Origin of the sequence: Thiocapsa roseopersicina (genome assembly GCF_900106925.1) — a bacterium.
In the GTDB taxonomy this organism is placed as follows: domain Bacteria; phylum Pseudomonadota; class Gammaproteobacteria; order Chromatiales; family Chromatiaceae; genus Thiocapsa; species Thiocapsa roseopersicina.
Window position 1 is genome coordinate 405,774 of record NZ_FNNZ01000001.1, and the last position, 19,534, is coordinate 425,307.

Below are 19,534 nucleotides of genomic sequence, written 5' to 3' on the forward strand. Positions count from 1 at the left end.
ATCCGGTCCGCTTACTGTTGGCTGCGGTGTAGGGCCAGCAAGGCAGCACCGTAAGCGGCATCCTGATGCTCGGCACTCGTCACCGGGATCCCGAGGATACGGGTGCGCATCGCCGTCCACGTCGGATTCGCCGCGCCGCCTCCGATGCTTGCGATCCGCCGAGGTGGCGGTGCGCCAAGCTCGGCCAACCGTGCGTAGCCTTCCGCTTCGATGCGGGCGATGCCTTCCAGAAGACCGTGCAGGAAGGCCCGCGGGTCGCTCGGGCGCGGCGAAAGGCGGGGCGCCAGGTCGGGATCGTTCTTCGGGAAGCGCTCGCCGGGTCCGATGAGCGGGTAATAGTCCAAGCCGGATGGGCGCTCGGGATCGATGCCGAGGCTGAGCGAGACGATCTCGGCGTTGCTGAAGGACCTGCGCAAGACCGCGCCGCCGCTGTTGGAGGCGCCTCCGACCAGCCAGGCGTCGCCGAAGCGATGGCTGTAGATCCCGTAGGCCGATGCCGTCACAGGACGCTCCGATAGGATCTTCAGGACCAGCGTGCTTCCCAGACAGGTCACCGCATCGCCCGGCTCTTTCGCCCCGGCGGCGATCACCGCGGCCGTGCTGTCCGTTGTCCCGGCAAGAACCCGAACGCTCGACGGCCAGCCGAGCCGGTTCGCGAGTGTTGCGTCGAGGGGTCCGATAGGATCACCCGGGGCGACGACCTGCGGCAGTCGGATCCCGTCGGGGATCAACGCCGACACCCAATCCGGCCAGCACAGACGCTCGGCGTCGTACCCCAGCTTCAAGGCATTGTTCCAGTCGCTGACGCGATAGTGCCCGGTGAGGCGCCCGATGATCCAGTCCGCTTGGTGCAGTGCCAACGAGGTGGTGGTACGCGGGGTTTGTTTGCTCAGATACATGAGCTTGGCGAGGCTCGCGCTCGGGCCGCGAGCCGGGCTGTCGACTGGCGCCACCCGGTCGATCAGGGCCGCTTCCGCAACCGCGCGCCGGTCGTTGTACATGAGCGCGGGTCCGCGGAGCTTGCCGTTCGGCGTCGCGAGCAGAAGGGTCGCGGAGGTCGCATCGAGACAGATGGCAACCAGCTCCCGGTCGGGCAGCGCGGAGCCGAGCTGCGTCAGGGTGTCGAGCACGGCCTGCCACCATAGCTCGGGATCCTGCTCGTACTGGCCGGGAGCCGGGCTCAGCGGCTCCGGAAGAGGGGTGCGTGCCGAAGCCAGCTCGCGGCCGCCTTCGTCGATCGCCACGGAGCGACACCCGGACGTGCCGAGATCGATGCCGATCCAGACCTGAGCGGATATCGCCCTTGCGTCCGGGGCCATCGCGTTTCGCAATCCCGGCCGGAGATCAGTCGCGATCAGGGGAGCTGAACGGGATCCGCCGGACGCCAACCGGCTGCACGATGCTCGGCGACCACCGTCGTATAGATGCCGCCGCGGACATTGAAGGCGGCGGTCAGACGCATGAAACGCGGCTCGGTCGCCGCGACCAGGTCGCCGAGGATCTGGTTCGTGACCGCCTCGTGAAAGGCGCCTTGGTCACGATAGGTCCAGACATAGAGCTTCAGCGCCTTGAGCTCCACGCAACGCGCCTCCGGGACATACTCCAGCGTCAGCTCCGCAAAGTCCGGCTGGCCGGTCTTGGGGCACAGACAGGTGAACTCCGGGATCTGGATCCGGATGCTGTAGTCACGCTCGGGTTGCGGGTTGGGAAAGGTCTCGAGCGCACGGCTCGGGGCGGTCGACATGGTGATTGGTCTCCGGGAAACAGGGAACCCGATGCCTGTCGCTATGGGCGATCGATCGGGGGTGAAAGAGAGGGGGAAAGGTTACCATGCCACGCCGGTGCGGCGCGCTGCGGGTCATACCGAATGTGCCGCCTTGGCTGCTTCCGGGGCGGGTGGAGAGACCATGTCCCCGATCCAAACTGTGATAGAGCGCCCGAAAGGGTTATTTAGAGGCGCTCTGCGTTCGGTGCCGACGGGTCGCCATCCGCGTGAACCGCAGGTTTAAGCTCGTGGCCCCGGAGTTGCCTCTCGATGTCCGAGAATCGAAAAATGTGTCCGAGTCCGTCGGGATTAGGGAGATTCAAGATGGCTTCACGATGTCGGGTAGACACCCTCGTATCCCTCGGTTTGCACCAGTGCAACATTCCGTGGAGCAAGGATATTCCGACCCGCTCCCATCGGCTTGAGCGGCGGTATTTGCGTCGCCTCGAATATGATCGAGCGCGCGGATTCTCTCTCGTGGAGCTGATGATCGTCGTGGCGATCATCGGGATCTTGGCGTCACTTGCCGTGCCGGCGTATCAGAACTATGTGGTCCGAGCGCGGGTCAGCGAGGGTCTGGGGCTGATGTCGGGCGCCAAGCCCGCGATTGCGGCGCACTATGCGTCGACAGGCTCGATGCCCGCCTCTTTAGAGGATTTGGGCTGGGGTGGGATCAACTCCTCGGATCCGGGATTCGGCAAGACGAAAACAGAGCGAGCATTATTCGAGGATGTCTTCGGATTTGAGAGCGATCTCTGGAGTCATCTCGAGTGGCAGGTCAAGTCGAACTGCCCTACAGCCGGTAATTGCGGCCTCCTGGTATTGCGGACGATCGGGTCAAAGGTCACCGGAAATGTCGACATCGGTCTTTGCCTTCAGGCAAAGGGTACCGATGGCGGCGTGCGTTTTCGCTGTATCGTCAACGATCAAGTCGCGCGGCGTCCCTTTGTGCCCGCCGTGTGCCGGAACGGCAACGCCGATGACTTTACGACTTGGTGATCTTTACGATATCTAAGCCGCGCCCGGTGCGGTATGCGATGTTTTTGGATGGGATCGGCCCCGGCAGTTTTGACGACCGCTGGAGTCGGCGCGGTTTAAGACATTAAAAAATATATTATTTTAAACCGCGCCCCCGCTAAGGGCCGTGGATGCACCAAACATCGGGCCCACTCGAAAGCGAGCATCTCGCTCTGGGCGCGGTTTAAACCGCATCCAACGCGGATCCCTCGTCATGCACCGGGCTGCGTCTTTCAACGCAACTCGGTTGTCCGTTCGGGACGCGGTTTAGCTCAGCACCCCGGCTTGTAACGCAGATCCAGCGTGTAGGGATGCTCCCCCGCCGGCTCGTGCGGTGGCGGGTCGATCGGCCCCGGCGTGTGTCCCATCAGCCGGAAGCGCGCGATGCGCCGACTCTCCGCCTCGTAGCTGTTGACCGGGAAATTGCTCTCGCTGCGACCGCCGGGGTGGGCGACATAGTAGGTGCAGCCGCCCAGGCTCGCGCGGTTCCACAGATCGACGATCTCGAAGAGGAGCGGGCTGTGCGAGGGGATCGTCGGGTGTAGACCGGACGGCGGGCTCCACGCCTTGAAGCGGATCCCGGCGACGAATTCGGCCTTGCGACCGGTCGGGCGCAGCGGGACACGCCGGCCGTTGCACACGAGCACATGCCGGTCGCCGACCATGCCGTTGACCTTCACCTGCATCCGCTCCACCGAGCTGTCGACGAAGCGGGCGGTGCCCTGCGCCGTGACCTCTTCGCCCAGGACATGCCAAGGCTCGATGGCCGCGCGCAGCTCCATGTCGATCCCGTTCTCGGTGACCAGATCCCCGTAGTGCGGGAAACGGAACTCGAAGAAGGGATCGAACCAGGCCGGATCGAAGGGATAGCCGGCGCGTTGCAGATCGCAGATGACGTCGTTGAAGTCCTGCCGCACGAAATGGGGCAGCAGGAAACGATCATGCAGCTCGGTGCCCCAGCGCACGGGCTTGCGACGGTAGGGCTCCTTCCAGAAGCGCGCGACCAGGGTCCGTAGTAGGAGCATCTGGGCGAGGCTCATGCGCGCGTGCGGCGGCATCTCGAAGGCGCGGAACTCGACCAGGCCCTGGCGCCCGGAGGCGCTGTCCGGCGAGTAGAGCTTGTCGATACAGAACTCGGTGCGGTGTGTGTTGCCCGTGACGTCGGTCAGCAGGTTGCGCAGCACTCGATCGACCACCCAAGGTTGCGGCACCTCGCCGGGCGGCATCTGCTGGAAGGCGATGTCGAGCTCGTAGAGACGATCGTCGCGTGCCTCGTCGACCCTTGGGGCCTGGCTGGTTGGGCCGATGAACATCCCCGAGAAGAGATAGGACAGGCTCGGGTGATGCTGCCAGTAGCCGATCAGGCTCTGCACCAGATCGGGTTTGCGCAGGAGCGGGCTGTCTGCCGGGGTCGGGCCGCCGAGTGTGACGTGGTTGCCGCCGCCGGTGCCGGTGTGGCGTCCGTCGAGCATGAACTTCTCGGTGCCGAGCCGGGCTTGGCGTGCCTCTTCGTAAAGGATCTGGGTGTCGCGCACCATGTCGTCCCAGTTCTCGGACGGGTGGATGTTGACCTCGATGACGCCGGGGTCGGGCGTGACCGCGAGCTTCTGGAGCCGATGGTCGCGCGGCGGCTCGTAGCCCTCGATGATGATGGGCATCTTGAGCTCGGCGGCCGTGTCCTCCAGGCAGAGCACCAGATCCAGCCAATGCTCTAGATGCGTCAGCGGTGGCATGAAGCAGTAGAGTCGGCCTTCGCGCGGCTCGATGCAGAGCGCGGTACGGATCAGGTCCGGATGCAGGTCATCCGGCAACGCAACCTGCGGGTGCAGCGACTGGTGCGACTCGTCCAGCGGTGTCACACGTCCATAGCGGGCGGCGAGGTCCTGCGGCCGGTGGCCCTGTTCGCGGATGGTCTGCGGCGCTTGGGCCGGCTCGACGACACGCGTATAACGACGCGCCACCTCGTCGAAGGGCGAGCGCAGCGCGGTGACCGTCTCGAAGGGGTTGCGCTCGGGAACCGTGTCCAGCTCGCCCTCGGGGATGTAGGGAAGGGCATCCAGGGGCAGGCGGAAGCCCATCGGCGAGTCGCCCGGGATCAGGAAGAGGTTGCCGTCGCGGAAGGTCCAGCGCCCGCTCTTCCAGCGGCCCTCGGCACCGAATCCCCACCAGCGCAGCGGCAGCACATAGCCCGCGACACGGTTCAGACCCTGTTGGAAGAGTCGGGTCAGACGCTTGCGTTCGTTGGGGTCCTTGAGCTTGTTGTCGAGCGGGTCGACGTTCGCCGGCAGGCGTGCCTCTTTCCAGAGGTAGTAGAAGACGTCTTCATGAGCCTCCGACGCGAAGGTCGGATCCACGCCCAGGTGACGGGCCAGCGTGCGCACGAAGGTCTCGGCCTCCGCGGGTCCATGGCCGTACTGGGTATTCTCCAGGCCGAACAGCTCGGGGTTGCGCCAGACCGGTTGTCCGTCCTTGCGCCAAAAACAGGAGAGTGCCCAGCGCGGCAGCTGCTCGCCTGGATACCACTTGCCCTGTCCGATGTGCAGCAGACCGCCGGGTGCGAAGTGGCGCTTGAGGCGCAGCATCAGGTCCTCGGCCAGGATCTTTTTGGTCGGGCCGAGGGCTGCGATGTTCCACTCCGCGCCGTCCATGTCGTCGATCGAGACGAAGGTCGGCTCGCCCCCCATGGTCAGACGCACGTCGTTGGCCTTGAGCTCGGCATCGACCTGATGGCCGAGCGACTCGATCGCCGCCCACTGCTCGTCGGTGTAGGGCTTGGTGACGCGCGGATCCTCGTGGATGCGGGTGATCTCGTTGTGGAAGTAGAGCTCGACCTCGCACTTGTCCGTCGCGCCTGTGATGGGTGCCGCGCTGCGCGGTGCCGGGGAGCAGGCGAGCGGGATGTGACCCTCGCCGGCGAAGAGCCCCGAGGTGGGATCGAGCCCGATCCAGCCGGCGCCGGGCACATAGACCTCGGCCCAGGCGTGCAGGTCGGTGAAGTCGGCCTCCGGACCGGACGGGCCGTCGAGCGATTTCACGTCCGCCGTCAACTGCACCAGATAACCGGAGACGAAGCGCGCGGCCAGGCCCAGGTGGCGCAGGATCTGCACCAGAAGCCAGGCGGTATCGCGGCAGGAGCCCAGACGCCGAGTCAGGGTCTCCTCGCACGTCTGGACCCCGACCTCCATGCGGATCACATAGTTGATGTCCTGCTGGAGACGCTGGTTCAGGTCGACAAGGAAGTAAACCGTCTCGCGCTTGGTCCGGTCCACGGCCGCGAGCCATTCGGTCAGCAGCGGTCCGCTCTCCGTCACTTCAAGGTAGGGCGCCAGCTCCTTGCGTAGGTCGGGCTCGTACTCGAAGGGATAATAGAAGGCGTAGTCTTCAAGAAAGAAGTCGAACGGGTTGATCGTGATCATCTCGGCGATCACGTCGACCTCGACCGTCAGCGTCTTGGCCTTTTCGGGAAAGACCAGCCGCGCCAAATAGTTGCCGAAGGCGTCCTGCTGCCAGTTGATGAAATGCTCGGCGGGTTCGACCTTCAGCGAATAGGAACGGATCGGCGTGCGGCAGTGCGGGGCCGGGCGCAGGCGCACGACATGCGGCGCAAGGTTCACCGGGCGGTCGAAGCGGTATTCGGTCTTATGATTAATGGCGACGAGGATCGACATCGGGGATGGGTTCCTGGCTGAAGTGTCGGGTATCGAGTCTGGCTGTCGCAGGGGGCGATGGCGCCGGTGCGGCTCGCTCAGACGAAGAAGGACGGGTCGATGTGTTGCTGTCTTGCCGTGATGTGGCGATCCGCGGTGATTATCCAGCAACAATCGTTCCGAGGCATGGCCGAGGGATTCGGTTCAGGTGTCAACGATCCCACAAAAGACCGGCGCTGTCTTGCGAAACGGCTTCTTCGTCGGCCGCCGAGGCGCGTCGAGGTCAACGGGGGCGGGGAGTCGGGGTGCGTGCGGCCTAAGTCTTTGTGACGGAGGCAGGGACGGGGCACTGCGCTTAGCGAGCGGCGCGCTCCGAGTTGGCCGGTCCGCGCGCCCATTGTTGGTGCGTCCTCGGCACAAGGCAGGCTGCCATGCCGGTCTTTGAGGCAGGGACCGCCGTCGCTCGGTGAAACCGCCGGCGGCACGCTGTTGGGCACATTCTCACAGGCGTCCGCTCGTGCCACGGGGGATTGAGGAGCCGCCTGCGGACTCTTCCCAATCGGTGGCGAAGGTTTTCGCCGGGATCGGCGCGTCGGCCGACGATAATCCGGGCGCAGTCGGTATACCATCGGCAATCCTTGTCTCCTTCCGAGAAGCTGCCCCTCATGGACTTGCGCGCCCTCTGCCTTGCACTTTTGCTGATCCCCTTGGCTCAGGCCGCCGATGTGCCCGCGGAGACGGCTGCGCCCCGGCCGACGGGTTCGGACCCGCATCTGGACCCGGAGCGTGCGCAACGGGGCTTTGTCGGTGCTGCACTCTGCGCAGAGTGCCACAAGGCGGAGTTAGACCTTTGGACGGGGTCCGACCACGACCTTGCGATGACGCAGGTAACGCCGGACACCGTGCTGGGCAACTTCGACGACGCCGAGATCGAGGCCCACGGCGTCACATCCCGGTTCTTCCGTCGAGACGGCGGCTACTTCGTGCAAACCGACGGACCCGACGGGGAGCTGCGGGACTATCCGATCCGCTACACCTTCGGCTGGTCTCCGCTGCAGCAATATTTGATCGAGTTTCCGGGCGGCCGGCTCCAGGCGCTCGGGCTGGCCTGGGATACGCGCTCGCCGGAGCAGGGCGGGCAGCGGTGGTTTCATCTCTATCCTGATGCCGATCCAGACTCGCCGATGGACCACAGCAACCCGCTGCATTGGACCGCCGCGGACCAGACCTGGAACCATCAATGCGCGGACTGCCACTCCACCGATCTGCAAAAGCGCTACGACGCCGAGCAGCAGGTCTACGACACCCGCTATGCAGAGATCAACGTCGCCTGCGAAGCTTGCCACGGACCAGGCGCTCGCCATGTCGCGTGGGCCAAGGCGCAGCCCGCCGGTGAGAACACCGAGTCGGCCGCGGCGACCGATGCCGCCGGCCGCGGTCTGCTTGTCGACCTCAAAGATCGCGACGGCGGCCTCTGGCAGACCAATCCCGAGACGGGTAAACCGGCGCGATCCGTGACCCGCTCGCCACAAGGCGGTCCTCACGTCGAGATCGAGACCTGCGCCCGTTGTCATTCCAGACGCGGCCGTATCCAGGATGCGCCGATCCCCGGCGAGCCGCTACATCAGGGTTTCCGCCTCGCCCTGCTGGATCCCGCCCTCTACTTCCCGGACGGCCAGATCAAGGACGAGGTCTTCGTCCATGGCTCCTTCATCCAGAGCCGGATGTACCATCAAGGGGTCGTGTGCAGCGACTGCCACGAGCCCCATAGCCTAGAGCTGCATGCCGAGGGCAACGCCGTCTGCGCCCGCTGCCATACAGCCACCCGTTACGATTCATCCGAGCACCATCACCACCCGGCCGGCTCGACCGGTGCCGCGTGCGTTGCCTGTCACATGCCCCAGCGCTTTTACATGGTCGTGGACGAGCGCGCCGATCACAGTCTGCGCGTGCCTCGGCCTGATCTGTCCCTGAAGCTCGGCACCCCGAACGCCTGCAACGCCTGTCATCAGGACAAGGATGCCGCTTGGGCCGCGACCGCGGTGGAGACCTGGTATCCGAACCCGGCGCATCGAGGGCCCCATTTCGGCGAGGCGCTGCACGCCGCCGATACCAATGCCCCTGATGCGACCGAGCGGCTGCTCGCACTCGCGGCCGACCCGGTACAACCCGCCATCGCCCGTGCCAGTGCACTGGACCGGCTCCGCGACCACGCGGATCCGACCGCACTTATGACGGTGCAGCGCCTGCTCAACGACCCGCAGGCGCAGGTGCGCGCTCAAGCGGTGCGCTTCCTGGACCTCGCGGACCTGCAAACCCGGGTCGAGCTGGCCTGGCCGCTGCTGTCCGATCCGGCGCTCACGGTGAGACTGGAGGCCGCCCGCGTGCTGGCGCCGGTCATGACGCAAGGGATCGACGGCGAGCTGGCCGACCGCTTGAGTGCCGCCTTGGAGGAGTACGCGATCGCGGAGATGGTGAATGCCGACCGACCCGAGGCACATCTGAATCTCGGCTTGTTGGCGTTCGAGGCCGGCGAGTCGCGTGTGGCCGAGCAGGCGTATCGCACCGCCTTGAGCCTCGATCGACGGTTCACCCCGGCGCGGGTGAATCTGGCCGACCTCTATCGTGCGCTGGGCCGCGAGTCCGAGGCCGTGGCCGAGCTGACGGCCGGGCTTGCTGCCGAGCCAGTCACCGCGTCCGAGCGCGCCGACCTGCACCACGCCCTGGGTCTCGCGCAAGTCCGATCGCAGCGGCTTGACGCGGCCGTCGAAGACCTGGCGCATGCGGCCGAGCTGTCGCCGCAGAACAGTCGCTATGCCTATGTCTACGCGGTCGCACTCGACGGTGCCGGTCGCACCCCGGAGGCCATCTCCGTCCTGGAAGCTGCCCAAGAGAAAGCCCCGACCGATCGCGATATCCTGATCGCCCTGATCCAATACAACGCCCGGCTCGACCGAGCCGATGCCGCCGAGCGCTGGCTTGAGATGCTCCGCGTCCAAGCCCCGGACGACCCGACCCTGAAGCAGCTCGAGGAGCAGATCGGAAGCCTGCGACGATAGCGTTCGTCGCTGTAGAGGACGACGCGTATCGGCAAGGCCGGCTGCTGAGGCTCTGCAGCGAAGCGTTGGGCGAGCGCAAATGCAGGCAATCGGCGGCAGCGCCGGGCGCGTGCCGCGCAGGCTGCGATAACCGGCGTCCGGATCGCTCTCGACAAGCCCGAGTTGCGCGAAGGGCGAGTCGAGAGGCTCGTCGGTGCGCCCCGCCTCGGCGGCGTACATGCGCAGCAGTGTGGAGATATCGGATTTCAGTGTGCTCGCCGGATCGCGGTGCCTTCAGCTCCTGCTCGGAGAAGTCGCCGATCGAGCGCACAATGGTCCTACCTGTTGTTGGACGAAGGGGCGATCGCGCGCGACGATCCCTATCCGCCGGAGGTACGCAATTTGGTAGCGGCCTTGTTCCGCCTGGAGAAGGCACGCGACGAGGCAACTTGGCTCGCCGTCTACGCGCGCCTCGTCGAGCTGTTGGACAGCTCCGCGCTGGACAGCCTGAAGCGCGCCTTCGGGCGCTGGATCTACCGAAGCTTCATCCGCAAGAAGCGCCCCGGCATCCAACTTCCAAGCATTGATGACTTTAACGAGGTGCATGTCATGTTGCAGCAACGCGTCGAGCAATGGAACGCGGAGATTCTCGAACGTGGGCGTCAAGAAGGGCGTCAAGAAGGACGTCAAGAAGGACGTCAAGAAGGGCGTCACGAAGGCCGTCACGAAGGCCGCCGAGAAACCGCCCTGGAGCTTATCCGGCAAACCGACTTCGACGACGCCGCCATCGCCGCCATCAGCAAGCTGCCATTGGAAGAGATCCAGGCGCTACGCAATCTGCCGAGCGCACATTGAGGAACGGAGGGCGCCCGACACGCTTTGAAGGTGATCGAGGTCGCCAGTGACGCCATCCGAGACCATGGAACCAGACACCCTCACCAAATCATCCAGACAACGAGGACGGAAGGACCTCGACGTGACCACATTGGATCGTGCCGTCCACATCGGCACCGCCTATACGCGCTCGATCAACCTGACCCGCGATGCCGACGCGCCCGATCTCATACGGGCTCGAAAACGCGTCCTTATCCGCTACGAAGACGTGCGACAACACCATGAACGACGAAACCCTGAGCTACTACAGGGATCAAGCCGAAACCTTCGTGCTCGACACCCAAGCGGTCGACATGGCGCCGCTCTATGCGCACTTCCTTCCGCGTCTGCACGCCAACGCCCGGATTCTCGACGCAGGTTGTGGCTCGGGCCGGGACGCGCGCGCCTTTGCCGAGAGCGGCTTTCAGGTCACGGCCTTCGATGCCTCTCCCGCCATGGCGGCCGTCGCCGAGGCGCATTCGGGCGCACCAGTCGCTGTGCTGCGTTTCCAGGAGATCGCATGGCGGGAAGCCTTCGACGGGATTTGGGCCTGTGCAAGCCTCCTGCATGTGCCGACCGCCGAGCTGCCCGATGTCATGCGCCGACTTGGCCGTGCCCTGAAGCCGGGCGGAATCCTCTATGCCTCGTTCAAATACGGGCGTGGCGAGCAGGTGCGCAACGGGCGTCATTTCACCGATCTCGACGAAGCCGGTTTGGCCGATCTGCTTGATCAAGTCGGCCTGTTCGTCGAGGTCGAATCCTGGGTGACATCCGACCGACGCCCCGGCCGCGAATCCGAGCGTTGGCTCAATAGCGTGCTCCGGCTCGAAGACGACGCATGAGCGGGTATCTCGCGACCGGCGGTCGGCGCGACCCTTTCCTCCCTCACCTGCTGGAAGCGATCCGGCGCGCCGATCGGATCGATCTCGCGGTCGCCTTCATCAAGTCGAGCGGACTGGCACTCATCTTCGACGCGCTTGCCGACGCCCTTCAATTCCGCACCGCACGTTTGCGCATCCTGACCAGTGACTACCTCGACGTCACCGAGCCGCAAGCCCTGCGTCGGTTGATGCTGCTCGGCGAGCGCGGTGCCGATATCCGCGTTTTCGAATCCGGCGACCAGAGCTTCCATCTCAAAGCCTACATCACCATCCAAACGCAGGACGGACGCGAGGTCTGGGGCTGCGCCTTCGTCGGCTCCAGCAACATCAGCCGCACGGCGCTTACCGACGGACTCGAGTGGAACTATCGGGTCGATCGCGTCGGGGATTCCGAATCGACGGGTGGTGGACCGCTCAACCAGATCTGCGCCGAGTTCGAGTCGCTGATCGTCCATCCTCGGGTTTGTCGGCTCGATGATGCCTGGATCGATGGCTATGACGAGCGTCGCTCGAAGCTTCGTCACCTGCCGGTTTTCCCGGATTGGGACGAGCCGGAGGCGCCGCGACCTATGCCGAACGAGGTCCAGCTCGAAGCGCTAGCGGCACTCGATGCGACCCGCGCCGCCGGCTATCGGCGCGGCTTGGTGGTCATGGCGACCGGTCTCGGCAAGACCTTCTTGGCCGCCTTCGACAGCGAACGCATGTCCCCTGCGCGACTTCTTTTCGTAGCCCATCGCGAGGAGATCCTGCTCCAAGCCGAGTCGAGCTTTCAGCTGGTTCAACCTGGTCGCCGTGTCGGGCGCTATACCGGCGAGCGCAAGGATGCCGATGTGGACCTCTTGTTCGCCTCGGTTCAGACGCTCGGGCAGTCGCGTCATCTGGAGCGGTTCGCACCGGATCACTTCGAGTATGTCGTCGTCGATGAATTCCATCACGCCGCGGCGCCGACCTATCGGCGGCTGCTCGGTCATTTCCGGCCGCGTTTCCTGCTTGGCCTGACCGCAACCCCCGAGCGAACGGATCAGTCGGACATCCTGAGTCTGTGCGACGACAACCTGGTCTACGGCCGCAACCTGTTCGACGGGGTCACGTTGGGGCTTTTGTGCCGGTTCCGCTATTACGGCATCTACGACGAGACTGTCGACTATCAGGAGATTCCCTGGCGCAACGGTCGCTTCGATCCCGAGGCGCTCTCGAGCAAGCTCGCGACCCTCGGGCGAGCCCGCCATGCCTTGGCACATTGGCAGGAGAAGGGCCAAAGCCGGACCCTGGCGTTCTGCGTCTCGCGACGTCATGCGGATTTCATGGCAGAGCGCTTCCGCAAAGAGGGCATCCGCGCCTCTGCGGTCTATCAGGGTTCCTCGCTCGATCGCAGCGCCGCCTTGGAGCAGCTCGAACGGGGCGACCTCCAAGTGATTTTTTCGGTGGATCTCTTCAACGAGGGCGTGGACTTACCGGCCATCGATACGGTCATGATGCTGCGCCCGACGGAATCGAAGGTCCTGTTCCTCCAGCAGTTGGGCCGCGGACTGCGGCGAGCACCGGACAAGGATCACTTGGTCGTGCTGGACTTCATCGGCAATCACAAAGGCTTTCTCAACAAACCACAGGCGCTCTTCGACGTGGGGTCGGGTTACGCCGCGCTGGCGGACTTCGCGCGCAAGGCGCGTAACGGCGATCTTCCTCTGCCGCCTGGCTGCTTTGCGACCTACGATCTTGCCATCATCGATTTCCTCGCGCGCCTTCAAGGACGAGGACCGACATCCGACTATCAGGCTCTGCGAGAATCTCTCGGCCGCCGTCCGACCGTCGCTGAGTTTTACCGCAGCGGATCGAGCATGCTGGAACTGCGACGGCTCCACGGTCAATGGTTCGCGTTGTTGCTGGATCAGGACGATCTCGACACGCAGGAGACACGCTGCCTCGAACGGCAAGCTGATTTCCTCCGCGAGGTCGAGACCACGGCCATGACCCGCAGCTTCAAAGCCGTGCTGCTGGAATCACTCCTGGACCACGACGGCTTTCGTCAGCCCTTGTCGGTCGAAGAACTGGCCGAGCACGCCCGTACTGTCTTCCAGCGGAGACGTCGCTTCATCCCGGATCTCCGAACGGATTTGCAGGATCTGGACGACGCCAAGGCCGGCCAATGGCTGCGTTACTGGCGAGCCAACCCCATCAACGCATGGACCGGGGGCAACCGTTCGGGACAGAGCCGGGCCTGGTTCGAGATCCGCGAAGGTCGCTTCCTTCCGACATTCTATGTGGCCGGCGAGGATCTCGATTCATTCCAATCCATGGTTCGAGAGCTGGTCGACTACCGATTTGCGGCCTACGAGCCGCGTCTAACCAAGGCTTCGACCGGCGAAGAGGCTTCGGAGCGGACTGAGGTGCAATCGACCGAATCGGCGCGCGTGCTGCCCTTCTCGCGGCCGACCACGGCGACTCCGGCACGCGTCGAGCTCCCGTACTATCCGGACCTTCGCATCGCCTGCGGCCATTTTCGGCGAGGTCGCGGCGATTCCGAGCAACGTTGCGCCTTTGCCGATCAGGGTTACGGCCGCCTCGATCCCGCACGCGATTTCGTCGCGCGCGCCGTCGGTCACTCCATGGACGGCGGATCGCGACCGATCCACGATGGCGACTACCTTCTGTTGGAGCGGATTGCACCGACTCACGCCGGTACCCTCGACGGACAAGTGGTTGCCGTCGAGCGTCACGACGCCGGCGAGGATCAGTATCTATTGCGTCGTATCATCAAGACGGCGGACGGCCGCTATCGACTCAAGGCCAATCACCCGGACTATCCGGAAATCGAGGCGGACGAGGAGATGCGGCCATTGGCGAGATTGAGGGCGGTCGTTGACCCGGTGGATATCCTTGATCTCGCTTCTTTGTCCTGACCTCCAGCGGCGTCGCCGCGGCGCGACGCTTTTACAACCTCGGACGAGCGTTCGGATGCCTGCGAGGCATCGCTCATTAAGACCTGCCACCCGAAGTTTCAGTAGCTCGCGACACCCGCTCTGCGATGTCACGCATGCCCGCGGCGCTCAGCGCTACTTGCCACGATGGCCGGAGTCACGAGCAATGCCGTCTGCGATCCTGCACCCTATTCCGAAAAGCTGACACCAGAGCAAAGTCCGATGACAGAGCTAATCATTGAAGTTCCTGAAGACATCCTTGTTGCCGAGAAGACGGACGCAGCGAGCTTTTCGCGCGAGCTACTCCTACTCACCTCAATCAAGCTCTACGAGCTCGGACGGCTGACATCCGGTCGCGCTGCCGAGCTTGCGGGCCTGTCGCGTGTTCAGTTCCTAATGTCTCTGGACCGGTATCACGTTTTTCCATTATCCGCTGAGCTTGATGAGTTGGAGCAATTGCATGCACAGCCTCATCACTAATACCAGTCCACTGACACGCCGCACGGAACTCAAGTCCTCGGCCAATCCCTTTGACGTCGTCACCTTGGCCCACCGCAGTGCCCCGAGATCGATCCCGCCTGGGGTCTGGCCTCGGTGTATCAGGGGCTCGGCGCTGAACGCATCGACGCCGCGCGTCGGCGCTCCGCCGAATGGATGAGCCCCCGTCGTGCGCTCACGGACAAGATCCCGACACTCGCCCGCGATGGCTGTGCTCGGGTCGAGTCGGAGCTCAACGCAGCCCCCGGCTATCTGTCGACCGAAGCCCGTGAAGTGATCGAGCAACTCCTTGAGATGCTGAGGCTGCGAATCGCGACCCTTGACGGGCAGGCTCGGCAGACGCGCATCGAGGTCTGGCGCCGAGGTCTTCCCGAGATCGAGGAGATCGGGGCACTCGACAAGCATCGGACAGAAGCCATTTTAAAGGACCTGCAAAACCCGCCCAAGACGCTCTCGCCGGAAGAGCATGCCGTGCTCACACCGCTCTTGGAGGCGCTGGACGCGCATTACGATCAGATGAGCATGGACGAGATTATGGCGCGGATCGAGCGATTGGGGATGAAGCGCCGGCAGGAACTGCTCGCGTGGCTTGCTCGGCAATTGGTGGCGTGCTGATGTCTACAGATCGCTGCTGGCCGGCGTTATGATCAAGGTTATCCTGCGTTGATGAGGTTGCAACCGAGAGACTCTCATGCCTCGAGCCGTACCCAAAACCGGTTCTTTCAACTACGGAGACTATTGTCTTTGGCCCGAGGATGAACGTTGGGAGCTCATCGACGGCGAGGCCTTCGCCATGGCGCCCGCGCCGACGCGACTGCATCAGGAGTTTGTCGTCGAGTTGGTCGCGCAGATCCACCCCAAGCTGGCGGGCAGCGGCTGTCGGGTTTATGTCGCTCCATTCGACGTCCGTCTGCCGAAGAACGACGAGGCCGACGCTCGGGTCGAGACGGTCGTGCAACCCGATGTCGCCGTGATCTGCGATTCGCACAAACTCGACGCCAAGGGTTGCCGCGGAGCGCCGGATTGGATCGTCGAAATCCTCTCGTCGTCGAGTGCAGTCCATGACCAAGTCCGTAAGCGGGCACTCTACGAGCGTCATGGTGTGCGCGAATACTGGTTGCTGCACCCGATCGATCGCGTGCTGACCATCTATCGGCTCGGTGCGGACGGCGCCTACGGGAAGCCGGACGTTCAGGGTTTGGAAGGACAGACCCCGGTCGGCGTGATCGATGGACTCGAAATCTGCTGGCCGGACACCTCGAGACGGATCAGAACGTGAGCACGGGATCCTGGCGCACGTTTGGGCGGCTTTGGCTCGGTACATGGCGAGACCGGCCCGGATGAGCAGCGCCTGCGGATCGTCGCCATGGTCGGGGACGATGGCGATTCGGGATGATATGCTCAAGACGCCGGATCTGGATCTCGTGATTCCAACGTAAGTATGTGTTCGAGGTTCTGCTGCAATTCCGGGATCTTGTTCTCCACAACATCCCAGACGATTCCATAGTCCACTCCCAAGTAGTCGTGGATGACCCGGTCGCGCATCCCGGCCATCGCGCGCCAGGGAACAGTCGGGTGGCGGGTGCGTAATGATTCCGGGACGTGTTTGGCCGCCTCGCCGATAATTTCCAGGCTACGTACAAAGGCCCGTTGCAGTGTGGGATCGGTGAAAAAGGACCCGCGGTCGAGGCCCGCCGTCTTATCTTGGAGGTAGCGGGCCTCGTCGAGCATATGCTTGAGGTAAGCCAGTTCATCCAAGGACATATTCGATGTCCCTCAGAATATGAGGCCCTAGATGTGGGCTCAGACTGTGCGGTGTGATGATTTCCACACGGCGCCCGAGCATGGATTCGCAATAAAAGCTCAGGTCCATGAAATGATCGAAAGTGGCCTGACCCGGTATGAACTCGACGTAGAGGTCCACGTCGCTCGAGGGGGTCGGCCGATTGTGTCGAAAGGATCCAAACAGGCCCAAGCGCTGCACCCCGAAACGGCGTAATGACGGCTCGTTGATGCTCAGACGGTGAATCAGGTCGCCTTTGCTGGTCACTGGCTGTTGGCGGGAAGCGCTCATGGCTGGTGCGGTGAACAACTCCGAATCTGATCGTGACGGCATGCTAACGCCCGAAGGGGAACTGCGTCCAACAGCGCTCGACTTCATGTGCGGCGAGGATTCCAAACAGATGGATCGAACCGATGATCAGGTCGACACGGCCGGTGCGCCTTGAGAACCCGATGAGCGCAGGCAAGACAATCGCGGGGCGCCGTTATCTGCATCGCACCCTGCTCGAGCAGTCCGAGGCCGAGCTGATCGAGGCGGTGGCGACGGCTTTGGAGATGCTTCGGGTGTCGATCGAGCCCGATTTCAATGTCGTGCGCGTTGCCGCTGACGGCTCCGAGGTGGCCTTCCTCAGCTATCCGGACTTTTTCGAGAACCCCTTCCCGGCCCTGAAGGAGAGCTGGCGTGTGGATCGCACAACCGGCGAGACGGGCTATCGCACCTATGCCGACTCGCTCAATCCACCCATCCTGCATCGCAAGGAGCTCTTGCTGCCGGGCGATTATCCGGGCCGAACCGAATATGTCGCCTTGACCGAGCAGGCCGAGTCGATCGGTCTGTTCGACGACCCCAAGCGTATTGGCTATCGGCGTCAGTGGGAGGCGCTGGTCGCGGATGCCGGTTACCGGATCGACGGTCACACGCTGGTCCCGATCGGCAATCTCGACGGTCTCGCGGGCGAGGCTGCCGACGGGGACTTCGCCTCGCCCGAAGCGGGGGAGGGCGGCGTCTTGCTTCGCGACGTCGTCGGACTCGGCGGCGCGCTCGATTGGGAGGCGGCTCGACATCGCACCGCGATGGTCCGTTACGGCTTCTCGGCACCGGTGCAGACGCTGGCCCGGCATGGATTCCTGGATGGCCGCTATCGTCTCTTCGACTACGGCTGTGGGCGCGGCGACGACGTGCGCGGCTTGCGCGAGAACGGACTGACCGCATCCGGATGGGATCCCTATTTCGCGTCGGAGGAGCCGATCGCATCGGCCGATATCGTCAACCTCGGTTTCGTGATCAACGTCATCGAGGACTTCGACGAGCGGCTTGTGGCTTTGACGCGGGCCTGGTCGCTGGCCGAGCGGCTGTTGGTTGTGTCGGTCATGCTCGCCAATCAGAACGATCCGCGCGGGGAGCGTTTCCGAGACGGCGTCATGACCCAACGCGGCACCTTCCAGCGCTATTACACCCAGTCCGAGATCAAGGCGTATCTGGAGCAGGTGCTGGACGAGGAGCCGATCCCGGTCGCGCCGGGCGTGCTCTATGTGTTTCGCGACAAGGAGGCGGAGCAGCGGTTTCTGGTCGAGCGTTACAGCCGTCGGCGCAACCGGCTCAGGGTGCCGAGCACGCGCCCTGCGCCGATCCCTCGCGAGCGGCCGGCTCGGCGCGATCGCGCGGCGGAGCGCTATGACGTCTATCGCGAGCCGTTGGAGCGCCTTTGGGAGACCTGGCTGCGTCTGGGTCGAGCGCCGGACAAGAGCGAGGTGGATGACCTGTTGCCCTTGATCGAGGGCTTCGGCAGTCTCGGCAAGGCCATGCGTTTCCTCGCTGAGCAGAAGGGACAGGACGTCGTGGACGCTGCCCTGGCCGAGGCCGAGCATGCGCGCATTGCCGACCTGGAGGTCTATCTCGCGCTTCAGCAGTTCAGTCGACGTCGCGCCTACAAGCATCTGGACGCGGGATTGCAGCGCGACATCAAAGCGTTCTTCGGCGACTACCCGGCGGCGTTTGAGGCCGGTCGCGTGCAGCTCTTCCGGATCGCCGACACCGAAGCGATCGCCGCCGCCTGCCGATCGGCCGCCGAGCATGGTCTGGGGTGGCTGGAGCCGGGCGCCTCGCTGCAACTGCACAGTCGATTGGTCGAGCAGCTCCCGGCGCTTTTGCGGGTGTATGTCGGCGCCGCGTCGATGCTCTACGGCGATATCCGGGAGGCGGATCTGGTGAAGATCCACATCGGCTCGGGCAAGGTGAGCCTGATGCGGTATGACGATTTCGACGGCAGGGCGCTGCCGCGGATGGTCGAGCGGGTCAAAATCAAGCTGCGCGAGCAGGATATCGATTACTTTGCCTATGGCGAGGACTTTGAGCCGCCGTATCTGTATCGCAAGGCGCGTTATCTGAACGAGGAGTACGAGGGGTATCCGGAGCAGCTCGCCTTCGACGAGTCGCTCGATGCGCTGGGGTTGCTGCCCGCGTCGGGATACGGCCCGGCGCCGGCGGTATTCGATGCGCTGCTGGAGAGCCAGCGCTGGGCGATCGAAGACAATGCCCTGGTGCGGTCTCGGACCCTTCCGGACCCGGACGCGCCCTGCGGGCGTTTTCTCACCTACCGTCAATTGATCGAGTGCGGCGAGACGCAGGCCGCAACCGGTCTCGCCAACCGTCCGGAGCAGCCCGAGAGCTACACGGCGTTGTGCGATCTGGCCACGCAAATCCTGGATCCCGTGATCGAGTATTTCGGCATGATCCGGCTGACTTACGGATTTTGCTCGGCGCCCCTGGCCAAGGCGATTGCAGGTCGCATCGATCCTAAGCGCGATCAGCATGCCGCCCATGAGGTCAATCGTCTGGGGCGCCCGATCTGCCCGCGTCTAGGCGCCGCGGCGGATTTTCTGGTCGAGGACGAGAACATGCTCGAGGTGGCGCGCTGGGTCGTCGCCGAGACGCCCTTCGATCGGCTGTACTTCTACGGCGACGACAAACCGATCCATGTGAGCTATGGACCCGAGCACAGCCGTCAGGTGGTGTTCATGCTGCCGGGGAAAAGCGGTCGGCTGGTGCCCAAGTGCGTGCCGATCGATCGGATGTCGCGGTGCCGGATGCGGTCGTCGGTCGTTTAAGCGATTC

Annotated in this window: 14 protein-coding genes and 1 pseudogene; 9 read left to right on the plus strand and 6 right to left on the minus strand. The window is 64.1% G+C overall.

Annotation, left to right across the window (positions count from 1 at the left end; translation table 11 throughout):
* Positions 1-11: 11 nt before the first annotated feature.
* Entirely contained in the window at positions 12-1,319 is a 1,308-nt protein-coding gene (locus tag BLV04_RS01930) for an FGGY-family carbohydrate kinase (protein ID WP_093027543.1), read from the minus strand.
* A 35-nt stretch (positions 1,320-1,354) separates the two neighbouring features.
* Positions 1,355-1,744 carry a preQ(1) synthase gene (gene queF / locus BLV04_RS01935; protein ID WP_093027545.1) on the minus strand — a complete coding sequence of 130 codons (390 nt, stop codon included), beginning with the start codon at positions 1,742-1,744 and terminating at the stop codon, positions 1,355-1,357.
* A 507-nt stretch (positions 1,745-2,251) separates the two neighbouring features.
* Here queF and BLV04_RS25845 point away from each other — a divergent pair.
* A complete protein-coding gene (locus tag BLV04_RS25845) occupies positions 2,252-2,764 on the plus strand; it encodes a pilin (protein WP_371828625.1) in 513 nt (170 codons plus the stop codon).
* Positions 2,765-3,054: 290 nt separating this feature from the next.
* Here BLV04_RS25845 and BLV04_RS01945 read toward each other — a convergent pair whose 3' ends face one another.
* On the minus strand, positions 3,055-6,450 hold the full coding sequence (locus BLV04_RS01945) for a transglutaminase family protein (protein ID WP_093027549.1): 3,396 nt from the start codon (positions 6,448-6,450) through the stop codon (positions 3,055-3,057).
* Between the two features lie 644 nt (positions 6,451-7,094).
* Here BLV04_RS01945 and BLV04_RS01950 point away from each other — a divergent pair.
* The gene (locus BLV04_RS01950; protein ID WP_093027551.1) at positions 7,095-9,488 is read left to right on the plus strand and encodes a tetratricopeptide repeat protein; all 2,394 of its coding nucleotides are present in this window, start codon (positions 7,095-7,097) and stop codon (positions 9,486-9,488) included.
* 141 nt (positions 9,489-9,629) lie between these two features.
* On the opposite strand, the pseudogene BLV04_RS26030 reads toward BLV04_RS01950, so the two are convergent.
* Positions 9,630-9,707 (minus strand): annotated as a pseudogene (locus BLV04_RS26030) (hypothetical protein); the annotation flags it as partial.
* Between the two features lie 108 nt (positions 9,708-9,815).
* On the opposite strand from BLV04_RS26030, the gene BLV04_RS25450 reads away from it, so the two are divergent.
* The 6 genes from BLV04_RS25450 (at position 9,816) to BLV04_RS01980 (ending at position 15,916) form a co-directional block, all read left to right on the plus strand.
* Complete coding sequence (locus tag BLV04_RS25450) at positions 9,816-10,322, plus strand: RpnC/YadD family protein (protein ID WP_245731662.1); 507 nt, start codon at positions 9,816-9,818, stop codon at positions 10,320-10,322.
* A 260-nt stretch (positions 10,323-10,582) separates the two neighbouring features.
* Positions 10,583-11,182: a class I SAM-dependent methyltransferase gene (locus tag BLV04_RS01960; RefSeq protein ID WP_093027553.1), complete on the plus strand. Its 600-nt coding sequence runs from the start codon at positions 10,583-10,585 to the stop codon at positions 11,180-11,182.
* Positions 11,179-14,121 carry a DEAD/DEAH box helicase family protein gene (locus BLV04_RS01965; RefSeq protein ID WP_093027555.1) on the plus strand — a complete coding sequence of 981 codons (2,943 nt, stop codon included), beginning with the start codon at positions 11,179-11,181 and terminating at the stop codon, positions 14,119-14,121. Before BLV04_RS01960 ends, BLV04_RS01965 begins: the two co-directional genes overlap by 4 nt.
* A 240-nt stretch (positions 14,122-14,361) precedes the next feature.
* Positions 14,362-14,619, plus strand: coding sequence for a UPF0175 family protein (locus tag BLV04_RS01970; protein ID WP_093027557.1), 258 nt, complete (start codon positions 14,362-14,364; stop codon positions 14,617-14,619).
* Between the two features lie 174 nt (positions 14,620-14,793).
* The gene (locus BLV04_RS01975; RefSeq protein WP_175534447.1) at positions 14,794-15,252 is read left to right on the plus strand and encodes a hypothetical protein; all 459 of its coding nucleotides are present in this window, start codon (positions 14,794-14,796) and stop codon (positions 15,250-15,252) included.
* Between the two features lie 76 nt (positions 15,253-15,328).
* Complete coding sequence (locus BLV04_RS01980; RefSeq protein ID WP_093027559.1) at positions 15,329-15,916, plus strand: Uma2 family endonuclease; 588 nt, start codon at positions 15,329-15,331, stop codon at positions 15,914-15,916.
* Between the two features lie 122 nt (positions 15,917-16,038).
* Here BLV04_RS01980 and BLV04_RS01985 read toward each other — a convergent pair whose 3' ends face one another.
* Together BLV04_RS01985 and BLV04_RS01990 are read right to left on the minus strand one after the other, a co-directional pair.
* The gene (locus tag BLV04_RS01985; RefSeq protein WP_093027561.1) at positions 16,039-16,401 is read right to left on the minus strand and encodes a HepT-like ribonuclease domain-containing protein; all 363 of its coding nucleotides are present in this window, start codon (positions 16,399-16,401) and stop codon (positions 16,039-16,041) included.
* Positions 16,388-16,711, minus strand: a complete 324-nt coding sequence (locus BLV04_RS01990; protein WP_093027563.1) for a nucleotidyltransferase family protein — start codon at positions 16,709-16,711, stop codon at positions 16,388-16,390. The genes BLV04_RS01985 and BLV04_RS01990 overlap by 14 nt, the downstream gene beginning before the upstream one ends.
* A gap of 122 nt (positions 16,712-16,833) precedes the next feature.
* Between BLV04_RS01990 and BLV04_RS01995 the strand changes: the two genes are divergently transcribed.
* Positions 16,834-19,527 (plus strand): DNA phosphorothioation-associated putative methyltransferase, encoded by a 2,694-nt coding sequence (locus BLV04_RS01995; RefSeq protein WP_342721883.1) that lies wholly within the window; start codon positions 16,834-16,836, stop codon positions 19,525-19,527.
* The last annotated feature ends 7 nt before the right edge of the window (positions 19,528-19,534 follow it).